The 10969-nt window shown below is 67.0% G+C and carries 13 protein-coding genes; 12 read left to right on the forward strand and 1 reads right to left on the reverse strand.

Annotated features, from left to right (window positions below):
- Nucleotides 1-31 precede the first annotated feature (31 nt).
- The 6 genes from C1876_RS13440 (at nt 32) to C1876_RS13465 (ending at nt 3757) form a co-directional block, all read left to right on the forward strand.
- The gene (locus C1876_RS13440) at nt 32-328 is read left to right on the forward strand and encodes a hypothetical protein (protein ID WP_114547238.1); all 297 of its coding nucleotides are present in this window, start codon (nt 32-34) and stop codon (nt 326-328) included.
- 137 nt (nt 329-465) lie between these two features.
- Entirely contained in the window at nt 466-1356 is an 891-nt protein-coding gene (pdxS, locus tag C1876_RS13445) for a pyridoxal 5'-phosphate synthase lyase subunit PdxS (RefSeq protein ID WP_114547239.1), read from the forward strand.
- Between the two features lie 7 nt (nt 1357-1363).
- On the forward strand, nt 1364-1951 hold the full coding sequence (gene pdxT, locus C1876_RS13450) for a pyridoxal 5'-phosphate synthase glutaminase subunit PdxT (RefSeq protein WP_114547240.1): 588 nt from the start codon (nt 1364-1366) through the stop codon (nt 1949-1951).
- A 109-nt stretch (nt 1952-2060) separates the two neighbouring features.
- A complete protein-coding gene (locus tag C1876_RS13455; protein ID WP_114547241.1) occupies nt 2061-2279 on the forward strand; it encodes a UDP-N-acetylmuramoylalanyl-D-glutamate--2,6-diaminopimelate ligase in 219 nt (72 codons plus the stop codon).
- Nucleotides 2280-2367: 88 nt separating this feature from the next.
- Complete coding sequence (gene lgt, locus C1876_RS13460; protein WP_114547242.1) at nt 2368-3201, forward strand: prolipoprotein diacylglyceryl transferase; 834 nt, start codon at nt 2368-2370, stop codon at nt 3199-3201.
- 175 nt (nt 3202-3376) lie between these two features.
- On the forward strand, nt 3377-3757 hold the full coding sequence (locus tag C1876_RS13465) for a desulfoferrodoxin family protein (protein ID WP_114547243.1): 381 nt from the start codon (nt 3377-3379) through the stop codon (nt 3755-3757).
- Between the two features lie 155 nt (nt 3758-3912).
- Here the strand turns inward: C1876_RS13465 and C1876_RS13470 are convergent, their stop codons facing one another.
- A complete protein-coding gene (locus C1876_RS13470) occupies nt 3913-4647 on the reverse strand; it encodes a Crp/Fnr family transcriptional regulator (RefSeq protein WP_114547244.1) in 735 nt (244 codons plus the stop codon).
- A gap of 298 nt (nt 4648-4945) precedes the next feature.
- Here C1876_RS13470 and C1876_RS13475 point away from each other — a divergent pair, with 298 nt between their 5' ends.
- From C1876_RS13475 to rpmE, 6 genes are all read left to right on the forward strand, one after another.
- Nucleotides 4946-6535, forward strand: coding sequence for a molybdopterin-dependent oxidoreductase (locus C1876_RS13475; RefSeq protein ID WP_114547245.1), 1590 nt, complete (start codon nt 4946-4948; stop codon nt 6533-6535).
- A 13-nt stretch (nt 6536-6548) separates the two neighbouring features.
- A complete protein-coding gene (locus tag C1876_RS13480) occupies nt 6549-7358 on the forward strand; it encodes a molybdopterin-dependent oxidoreductase (RefSeq protein ID WP_114547251.1) in 810 nt (269 codons plus the stop codon).
- A 16-nt stretch (nt 7359-7374) separates the two neighbouring features.
- Nucleotides 7375-7653 carry a PKD domain-containing protein gene (locus tag C1876_RS13485; protein ID WP_114547246.1) on the forward strand — a complete coding sequence of 93 codons (279 nt, stop codon included), beginning with the start codon at nt 7375-7377 and terminating at the stop codon, nt 7651-7653.
- A 181-nt stretch (nt 7654-7834) separates the two neighbouring features.
- Nucleotides 7835-9310, forward strand: a complete 1476-nt coding sequence (pyk, locus tag C1876_RS13490; RefSeq protein ID WP_114547247.1) for a pyruvate kinase — start codon at nt 7835-7837, stop codon at nt 9308-9310.
- 39 nt (nt 9311-9349) lie between these two features.
- Nucleotides 9350-10255, forward strand: a complete 906-nt coding sequence (rhaD, locus tag C1876_RS13495; protein ID WP_114547248.1) for a rhamnulose-1-phosphate aldolase — start codon at nt 9350-9352, stop codon at nt 10253-10255.
- Nucleotides 10256-10370: 115 nt separating this feature from the next.
- A complete protein-coding gene (gene rpmE / locus C1876_RS13500; protein ID WP_114547249.1) occupies nt 10371-10835 on the forward strand; it encodes a 50S ribosomal protein L31 in 465 nt (154 codons plus the stop codon).
- Nucleotides 10836-10969: the final 134 nt, after the last annotated feature.

Genomic DNA, 10969 nt, shown 5'->3' on the forward strand with positions numbered 1-10969 from the left:
GGGCGAAGACGAGAGCGGGAAGGAGGCGGATATGGCGCAGTGTTGGGAACGTCGCGGGTGCGACGAGGAGATGATGTCGCGCTGTCCGCACAACATTCCGGGCGAACCGTGCCCCTGCGACTGTCGCTTCGCCGCATGCACGCGCTCGACGCACGAGGTGTGCCAGGATTTCAACAAGCTGCTGAATCCTGAGCGCGACTACGACGCGGCTATCAAGGAGGTGTGCCGCTTCTGCGAGCACTTCCTGGAGCATGGCCCGAACGTGTCCGACCGCGAAGGCGAAAGCGGCGTCACGCGTCAGGGCAACCCGAACCGGTTCTTGCTGTAGCAGGAGAGCCGGATCATCGCGCGCTGCCTGGGGGCAAGCGCGCCAATCGCATCAGCATACCGCGGCCGTGCAGGACCTCTGCACGGCCGCTTGCTACACCCGGTGGGGACAAGGAAACCGAAAACGAAAGGGAAACGATGGCAGAGCAGGCGCACGGCACGCTGAAGGTGAAGACCGGATTCGCGGAGATGATGAAGGGCGGCGTCATCATGGACGTCGTCAACCCCGAGCAGGCGAAGATCGCCGAGGACGCGGGAGCCGTGGCCGTCATGGCGCTCGAGCGCGTTCCCGCCGACATCCGCGCGCACGGCGGCGTGGCCCGCATGAGCGACCCGTCCATGGTGGAGGGCATCGTGGAGGCCGTGTCCATCCCCGTCATGGCGAAGTGCCGCATCGGACACTTCGTGGAGGCGCAGGTGCTGCAGAGCCTCGGCGTGGACTTCATCGACGAGAGCGAGGTGCTCACGCCGGCCGACGACGAGTACCACGTGAACAAGTGGGACTTCACCGTGCCGTTCGTGTGCGGCGCCCGCAATCTGGGCGAGGCCCTGCGCCGCATCGCCGAGGGCGCGGCCATGATCCGCACGAAGGGCGAGCCCGGCACGGGCAACGTCGTGGAGGCCGTGCGTCACATGCGCACCGTCACCACCGACATCGCCCGCATCAAGGGCCTGCGCGACGAGCAGCTGTTCACGGCCGCTAAAGAGTTGCAGGCGCCCTACGAGCTGGTGAAGTGGGTGGCGGAGCACGGATGCCTGCCCGTGGTGAACTTCTCCGCCGGCGGCATCGCCACGCCCGCCGACGCGGCGCTCATGATGCAGCTGGGCTGCGACGGCGTGTTCGTGGGCAGCGGCATCTTCAAGTCGGGCAACCCCGCCGCGCGCGCCCGCGCCATCGTGGAGGCCACGACGAACTACGACGACCCCGACACCATCGCGCGCGTCTCGCGCAACCTGGGCGAGGCCATGGTGGGCATCGAGATCTCGGAGATCCCCGAGAACGAGCTCATGGCCGGACGTGGCTGGTAGGAGCACCGTGGCTGCGCAGATCGGCGTTTTGGCCCTGCAGGGGGCGTTTCGGGAGCATCGGCTCATGCTCGACGGGTTGGGGGCGGCCACGCGCCTCGTGCGCTGGCCCGCCGACCTGGAGGGCCTCGACGGGCTCGTCATTCCGGGAGGGGAGTCCACGGCCATCGCGAAGCTGCTGGCCATCCACGGGATGTACGAGCCGCTGCGCGCCGCGCACGCGGCCGGCATGGCCGTGTTCGGCACCTGCGCCGGCGCCATCCTCATGGCGCGCGCCATCGACGGGGCGCGTCCCGATCAGGAGGCGCTCGCGCTCATGGACGTGCTCATCCGGCGCAACGCCTACGGGCGGCAGGTGGACTCGTTCGAGACGACGGTGCCGTTCGACGGCGTGGAAGGCGGCCCGGTGAAGGGCGTGTTCATCCGCGCCCCGCGCTTCGCCGGCTTGGGGCCGGGCGTCGAGGTGCTCAGCCGCACCGACGACGGCGAGCCGCTGGCCGTGCGCGAGGGCCGTGCGCTGGCCGTGGCCTTCCATCCCGAGCTCACCGACGACGCGCGCGTGCACGCCTTTTTCCTCGAGCGCGTTGTGGGTTCGTGAGGGCTTTTCGACGTTGCTGGAGCGTTTCCAATCGTGGATGGACGCAGGGGAAGTTCTGCTACAATAAAGCCACCGGTAGGAGGACCACGAGGCGAAGGAGTGTGAACCGATGAGCCAAGGCGTGACCTGTCCCGCATGCGGAGCGGTCGGTTTGGACGTGTGTCGCTACGAGTCCATGATGGTGGTGCGCGCCGATCTGGCCCTGTTTACGTTGCGCTGCCCGCATTGCGATGCGACCGTGTCCAGCATGCAGCCCATCCCGCCGCAGCTGCGCGAGGAGGTGCGGTTCGCCGCCCTCGAAGTAGGCGCCGGCATGGGTCTCGAATAAACGGTTCCGTCGGCTGAGGTCGGCGGAACCGTTTGCATTACCCCGTCAATCGATGCCCTTGCGCGGCAAGGGCCCCCGAAGGAACGACATGCTCAACGACATCTATCAAACCCTCGACCCCGTGCTGTTCTCGCTCGGGCCGTTCACCGTGCGTTGGTACGGCATCGCCTACGTGCTGGGATTCGTGTGCGCCGCTCTCGTCATCTGGCGCGTCGCGCGCCGTTGGCGCGTGCGCGTGGACGCCGACTCGCTGCTCACCATCATGTTCTGCGTCATCATCGGCGTCATCGTGGGCGGGCGCCTGGGCTACGTGCTGTTCTACGGCGACTACGACTACCTGGCGAACCCGCTCGAGATCATCGCGGTGAACCATGGCGGCATGAGCTTCCACGGCGGCCTCATCGGCGCGCTGCTGGCGGGCATCGTGGCCGCGAAGCTCACCCATATCCCGTACCTCACGCTGGCCGACCTCGGCTGCATCGGCGCGCCGCTGGGCATCCTGTTCGGCCGCTGCGCGAACTTCATCAACGGCGAGCTGTGGGGCGCTCCCACCGACCTGCCGTGGGGCGTGGTGTTCGGCGGCTCGGCGGGTATGATGCCGCGCCATCCCTCGCAGCTCTACGAGGCCTTCCTCGAGGGCATCGTCATGTTCGCCGTGCTGTACCTGCTGTCGCGCCGCATGCCGCCGCGTCCGCGCGGCACGTTCCTCGGCCTGTTCCTCATCATGTACGGGTGCTTCCGCTTCCTCATGGAGTTCGTGCGCGAGCCCGACGTGCAGCTGGGGTACCTGTGGGGCGGATGGCTCACCATGGGGCAGCTGCTGAGCGTGCCGCTCGTGTTGGTAGGGGTGGGCGTGTTCGTTTATGCGCTTGTCGTGAAAAAGCCGCAAAAGGGGCTTCCCGAAATGCAACAATCTGAGTAACATATAGCAGGCCGGTCGACGCGCGCCGCTCCGCTTTCGTGGAGAGCGCTGCGTGGATTGGTTACGGTTCGGCGGCAACCGTCTCAGCGGTAACGGTTTGCCCGCCGGGCGAAGCTAAACTAGCAACAGAACCGATTGCAGACTCGTTTCACGAACACCCGAAGGGGGCACATCCATGGATCTCAAGTTCTATAAGTGCATGCACTGCGGCAACATCGCCATCAAGCCGTTCGACTCCGGCGTACCGCTGGTATGCTGCGGCGAGCAGATGGCCGAGCTCACCGCGAACACCACCGACGCGGCGGTTGAGAAGCACGTGCCGGTCGTGCGCATCGACGGCGCGAACGTGCATGTGGAAGTGGGCAGCACCCTGCATCCCATGACTCCCGAGCACTACATCACGTTCATCTGCCTCGTCACGAAGAACGGCTACCAGATCGTCGAGCTCACGCCGGAGGACGCCCCCGTGGCCGACTTCGCCATCGCCGAGGGCGACGAGGCCCTCAAGGTGTACGAGTACTGCAACATCCATGGCCTGTGGGTTGCCGAGGTCTAAGCCTCGCGCAGCAGCTCGTCCGAGCGTTTGGAAGCGCCCGTCCCGCATCGCGCGGGGCGGGCGCTTTTTCGTGGCGCGCAAACCGCCGCGCCGCGCCGCGGGGCGCTCTGGCCCGCCGCCGCGAATGTTTCACGTGAAACATTCGTTCGGTTTCATCAGTACAGCACGGGGTTCTCCTCGAGCAGCAGGCGCTGCACCTCGGCGCGGTCCATGATTTCGAGGTGCGTCTTCGTCTTGCTGGCGATGCCCTGGTCCTTGAGGGATTTCAGCAGCTTGTTGCAGGTGGCGTAGTGGATTTCCAGCAGGCCGGATATCTCGTCGACGATGAGGTTGCAGGGAATGCGGTACACGCCGTCGGCGTCGGGCTCGTTCGCCTCGCACAGCTTCTCGAGCCACAGCAGCATGCGGCGGCTCGTGGATTGCTGGTTCGCGGCGTCGATGCGGTGCCCGAGCTGCGCCATCGACATGTGCAGCGCGTGCATGACGTCGTCGTAGAAGGCGTCGTCCTTGTGCATGAGCGCGCGCACCTGCCCGCGCGTGAAGCTGATCAGCACGGTGTTGCGCACCGCCCTGAACGTGAGCCGGCTCGAGCCGAGCGACAGGTAGCCCGGCAGGCCCGCGATGGCCGCGTCGCCGCTGCCGCGCACGTAGAAGTAGCTCAGCTTGCGCCCGTCGTCGCGTTTGATGCCCACCTCGATGGCGCCCGATTGCACGTAGAACAGGTACGGGTCGTCGGGTCGCTCGCACGTGGCATCGAGCTCTTCCAGGCGGAACAGCTTCGTCACGGCGCCCTGCTCGAGGTAGCGATCGAAATCCATCTTGCGGTGCAGCGACGACGTGAGCAGGATCGACGTCGCGTCGTTATGCCCCTGCAGGCCCCTCAGCCTCATGGGTTCCCCCTTCGTGTTCCGCGGCCCTCCCGGCCGGGCGCCCATCCCCTTGTCGGGCGCTTTTTCGTTCGATGCCAGTGTGCCACAATCCGGAACGATCGTCATATTCGCCTTCGAGAATAATTGACGGACGAGCATAGATATACGCGCGCACGCGCGTGAGCCTCCTGCGCGAAAAAGACGGTGCGGGCCGATTCTGTGCGCCTACCCTCCAACCGCGCATTCCCATAGAGTGTGCGGCGGGGGACGAGCGGGCTGGAACCGCTCGTCAACGTACGTGAAACGAAGGAGGAATTGCATGAAAGCGAAGGGAAAGCTGGCCGCATCGGCCCTGTGCCTCGTGGCCGCCGTGGGGCTCATGGCGGCGTGCGCGCCGCAGGGCTCGGACGCGACGCAGGGCGCGGAGAAAACGCCGCCCATCACGGCCGACGATCTGGGACGCATCGGCAACAACATCGGGTACGCCGACGACGGCGGGACGTACCTCGAGAACTACGCCGAGTACGCCGAGAAGCTCAAATACGCCGACAAGGTGGCCGAGAACGCCGAGAACAACGAGCCGGCGCAGTACACCGATCAGTTCGGCTTCACCACGCAGCCCGTGCCGTCCGACCCGAAGGGATGGAACGTCGGCTACCTCGACGCGGACAACCGCGGGTGCCTGTCCTGCCACGAGAGCATCGAGGACGTGGTGATGAGCCTGCCGACGAAGCACAACGTGTACGCCATGGGCTATCCCACGCAGCTGACCGTGGCGAACTGCCTGGGCTGCCACCGCAACGCCGGGTTCGGCAACACGCAGCTCGTGGAGACGCTGCACGGCATCCACAACGGCAACGCGAAGTTCTCGGGCATGAACGGCAGCTGCGACTCGTGCCACTACATCGACGACAGCAGCACGTTCAACCTGTGGGACTACGCCAAGTACGATCTGTACAAGGGCATCACGAACGTGAAGGCCGACGACGCGAAGCTCGGCTTGAGCTTCGACCAGGACACCGTGTCCGAAAACGACCAGCTGTTCTTCGAGTCGCTCAACAACGAGCCTTCCGAGTGGCGCACCGAAACCGATCCGGCCGTGGCCGACTCGTGGGTGCTCGCCATCGGGGGCGACGTGGCGAATCCCCTCGAGATGACCGTGTCGGAGCTGAAGGAGCGGTTCGGCACCAAGAGCTTCGTGCAGAAGCAGGGCTGCATCGAGAACGCCACGGCGAACGCGTGGATCTACCAGGCCGAGCTCACGGGCGTCTCCATGAAGGACATCATCGACTACGTGAAACCGGCCGACGGCACGACGAACATCGAGGTGACGTCTGAGGACGGCTACAACATGGTGGCGCCGTCGTTCACCTCCGTCAACGTCGAGGACTGCCTGCTGGTCACCGAGATCAACGGCCAGCCGCTGCCCGCGAGCCAGGGTTACCCGGTCACGCTCGCCGTGCCGCGCAACTCCGCCGCCTCCTACATCAAGGCCATCATGACCATCGACTTCGTGAACGACCCTGCATTCGAGGACGAGGGCGGCGTGGGCACGCCGCTCGATCCGCACACGGGCATGATGCAGGGCAAGCCGAACAGCGCCATCCTCAACTACCCCGACGGCGTGGTGCTTGACGGCCAGGCCGGCAAGGAGCTCACCATCGAGGGCTTCGCCGACGCCTACGACGAGCCCATCGCGAAGGTGGAGTACTCGCTCGACCACGGCAAGACCTGGACGACGCTCGAGACGCCCGACAACGACCCCACGCGTTGGACGTACTGGCGCATGACCTACACGCCCGCCGAGGCCGGCGCCTACCTGCTCAAGGTGCGCACGACTTCGACGCAGCCCGACGGCAGCGAGCGGGTGAGCTCGCGCGATACGAACTTCCTGTTCAACGTCAAGTAGATTGGAGATGAGCATGCAAGACTACAAAAAAGGCCTGTTGGCCGGCACGATGATCGCCTCCTTGACGCTGAGCGGGGCGGGGACCGCCTTCGCGCTCGAGGGTCCGCAGGCCGATGCGTCGGACGGTGCGCCGACCGCGGCGGCCGCGGCGGCCGAAGCGTCCGAGGGCGCCGCGAGCGCATCCGGGCTGACGAGCGCTTCGGCCGAGGAGGGCGTGTTCGCCTACGACCAGACCGAGCTCACGCTGAACAGCGTCATCAAGGACGTGTTCCAGCGCGCGACGGCGGCCCTGTGCGGCGCCACCGACGACTTCGCGGCGAGCAACCCGCTCGGCTGGAAGCTCTCCGTGACGGGCGAGGTGGACAACGCGTTCACCGCGCAGGTGGACGAGCTCGCGTCCGAGAACAGCGTCAAGCAGGTGATGACGTGCACGTGCGGCGGCAACCCCGCCGACGGCAAGGCCATCATCACCGCCGACGTGAAGGGCATTCCCATCGCGCACCTGCTCGATCGCGCCGAGGCGCGCGACGGCGTGAACACGGTCACGTTCGTGTCGAGCGACGGCACCGAGCTGGCCATGCCCCTCAGCTACGTGGTGGGGCGTCACGGCGTGCTGTCCTACGAGATCAACGATGAGGACCTGTCGGCCTCGGTGGGCGGCAATAACCAGCTGTGGATGACGCGCACGCCGGCCAACTACTTCGTGCGCGACGTGGTGGAGGTGCGCGTGACGCGCGAGGCGACTCCGCCGGCGAACCCGGGCGAGGGGCGGGAGTATCCGAACAGCCCCAACGTCGGGGTGCTGTCGGCTTCCGTCTCGTAAGGCGAGGAGGCCGGGCATGATCGCTCCACAGGAGCTGGCGGTGGGCCAGACCATCACGTTCCAAGGCTATGCCGACGATTTCGACAAGCGCATCGTGGCCATGCAGTTCTCCCTCGACGAAGGCTGCACCTGGACGACGCACGACGTGTCCGATACGACGGCCGATCTCTGGGTGCATTGGACGTATGCGTTCACGCCCGAGCGCCCCGGCAGCTACCGGCTCAAGGTGCGCTCGATGAACGAGGAGGGACGCACGAGCCCCGCATCGGCGGTGGTCGACTTCCTCGTCGCATAAGGCGCGGCGCGGCGTTGACGCGCCGCTCGGCTGCATGGTTCGCGTGCGGGCCCCGAAGCGTGCTTCGGGGCCCGTTGCCGTGGTGGGCAGGTTTCGGTTGTGTATAGGCTCGTTGAATTGGCGTGCGGTGCGGCGGTTTCACGGTATGATGCGATCATCGCAGAGAAGACCGAGGAGGAGCATGGCACGACGCACGAAGATCGTTTGCACCCTGGGCCCGGCCGTCGACGACGAGGCGCTCGTGCGCGAGCTGCTGATCGCGGGCATGGACGTGGCGCGCTTCAACTTCTCGCACGGCTCGCACGACGAGCACCGCGCGCGCATGGACCGGCTCAAGCGCGTGCGCGCCGAGCTGGACGCCCCCTGCGCCATCATGCTGGACACGCGCGGCCCCGAGATTCGCACGGGCACGCTGGCCGGCGGGCGCCCCGTGCAGCTGCGCGCGGGGGAGGCCCTCGTGCTCACCGAGCGCGCGGTGGAGGGCACGCCGCAGCTTGTGGGGCACACCTGCGCGGGCCTGGCGCGCGCGGTGGCGCCCGGCGCATCCATCCTGCTCGACGACGGGCTGGTGGAGCTCGTGGTGGACCGGCTCGAAGGCTCGGACATCCGCTGCACCGTGCGCAACGACGGGCTGCTGAGCGAGCGCAAGTCCATCAACGTCCCCGGCGTGAACGTGCCCCTTCCCGTGATGACCGAACAGGACGAGGCCGACCTCGCCTTCGGCATCGAGCAGGACATCGACTTCGTGGCGGCCTCCTTCGTGCGCAACGCCGAGGGCGTGCGCGTGCTGCGCCGCTTCCTCGACGAGCACGGCGGGGCCGACGTGGGCCTCATCGCGAAGATCGAATGCGCCGAGGCGGTGGAGAACTTCGAGGCCATCATCGAGGCGGCCGACGGCGTGATGGTGGCGCGCGGCGATTTGGGTGTGGAGGTGGAGGCGTACAAAGTGCCGCACATCCAAAAGGAGATCATCCGCGCCTCGAACCGCGCCTCGAAGCCGGTGATCACGGCCACCCAGATGCTCGACTCCATGATGCGCAACCCGCGTCCCACGCGGGCGGAGGTGGGGGACGTGGCCAACGCCATCTACGACGGCACCGACGCGGTGATGCTGTCGGGCGAGACGGCGAACGGGGCGTACCCGGTGGAGGCCGTGCGCATGATGGCGCGCATCGCCGAGTCGAGCGAGCCCTACCTGTTCGACGAGCACGCGCCCGACCGCAGCCGCGACAAGGCGCGCGTGGCGCTGGCCGTGGGCCTGGCCGCCGTGCAGACGGCCGAGAACGTGGGGGCGTCGTGCATCGTGGCGCCCACGATGTCGGGCCGCACGGCGCGCCTCGTGTCGAACCTGCGCCCGCGCGTGCCCATCTACGTGGTCACGCCGTTTCCGCGGGTGATGCGGCAGCAGCAGCTCAACTGGGGCGTGACGCCCATGCTGGGCGACGTGCAGGGCGACATGCGCCACGTCATCGACCAGGCGCGCGACGCCGTGGTGGCGCACGGGTTCGTGCAGCCCGGCGAGTTGGCCGTGTTCACGGCGGGCGACCCGGCCACGAGCCCCACCATCGGCGAGCCGGGCACGGCGACGGCAGCCGCCACGAACGTGATGTACGTCGTGCAGATCCGCGCCAGCGCGGACGAGCGCGACCCCCGATAGGCCGCATGGGCGGCGCAGACCGAGAGCAAGGAGTTCACCATGGGTTTTCTCGATAGCATGCAGGACGTGCTCGACCAGGGCGTCTCGGCGGCGAAAGGCGCCGTGTCGGGCGTGGCCGTGGAGCAGCAGGCGTTCGTGAAGGGCTTCGTGCGCCTGTGCAGCGACGGCTGGAACCAGGGCTGGCACGAGAGCAACGGCGGCAACGCGTCGTACCGCCTCGCGCCCGAGGATGTGGCGTCCAGCCGCTCGTTCTTCTACGACAATCCCAGCTCGTGGGTGCCGCTCGGCGTGCAGGCCGAAAACCTGCGCGGCGAGTTCTTCCTGGTCACGGGCAAGGGAGCGCATATGCGGAACGTGGCGCTCGATCCTGATACCGCCGCGGGCATCGTGGAGATCAACGGCGCGGGCGACGCGTGGCGCATCGTGTGGGGTTTCAAGGGCGGCGGCGTGCCCACGAGCGAGCTGCCCAGCCACATGGCCATCCAGTCGGTGCGGAAGGAGGCGACAGGCGGGGCGAGCCGCGTGCTGTACCACGCGCATCCCGTGAGCGTGGTGGCGTTGACGAACGTGCTGCCGCTCGACGCGCGCACGTTCACACGCACGCTGTGGAAGATGTTGCTGGAAAGCATGGTCGCGTTCCCGGGCGGCATCGGGGTGGTGCCGTGGATGGTGCCGGGCGGTCCCGAAATCGCCGACGCCACGGCTGAGGCCATGCGCGTGTACGACGCGTGCGTGTGGGCGCACCACGGCCTGTTCTGCGCCGGAGTCGACTTCGACACGACGTTCGGCCTCGCGCACACCATCGACAAGGCGGCCAGCATCTACGCCCAGGCGCGCGCCATGAACGGCGGCAGCGACCGGTTCCCGAACGCCATTCCCGACGAGGGCCTGCGCGGCATCGCCGAAGCCTACCACCTCCCGGTGAACGAGGCGTTTTTGAAGTAGGGAGAATTCCTCGCGTTTCCTGAGGAATCGCGTGCGTTTGGCGGGGTCCTGTGCTATAGTGCAAAGGCTTGTCTTCACCTTGGTCGGAAACCAAGGTCCGTAAAGGAGAACCAGAATGAAACAGGGAATTCATCCGGAGTACGTGGAATGCACGGTTAAGTGCAGCTGCGGCAACACGTTCACGACTCGCTCGACGAAGTCTGAGCTGAAGGTCGACATCTGCAACGTCTGCCATCCGTTCTACACCGGCCAGCAGCGCTTCGTGGACACCGGTGGACGCGTGCAGCGCTTCGCCGACAAGTTCGGTGCGTCTGCGAAGGAGTCCGTGGCCGAGCGCGAGGCAGCCAAGAAGGCTGCGCGTGCCGCTGCCGTCGCCGAGGCCGAGGCCAAGAAGGCCGCCGAGCGCAAGGCGAAGGAAGCCGAGAAGGCCAAGCGCGCTGCAGAGTTTGCCAAGAAGTCCGAGGCCGAGGCCAAGAAGGCCGCCGAGACCGAGGCTGCTGCCGAGACCGCTGTCGAAGCTACGGCTGAGGAAGCCGCTGCCGTCGACGCCCTCGTCGAGGAAGCTCCTGCCGCCGAATAGCGCTCCGCGCATCTGCCGCAAGCAAGCGAACGCCCGGTCAACGACCGGGCGTTCGTGCGTTCGGGGGGGCTGGTTGTGGGGTGGGGCCTTGCTTGCGGCGTGGGGCCCCACCTTTTTTTGGCGCGGGGTTGTGG

Source organism: Eggerthella sinensis (assembly GCF_003339815.1).
GTDB lineage: Bacteria > Actinomycetota > Coriobacteriia > Coriobacteriales > Eggerthellaceae > Eggerthella > Eggerthella sinensis.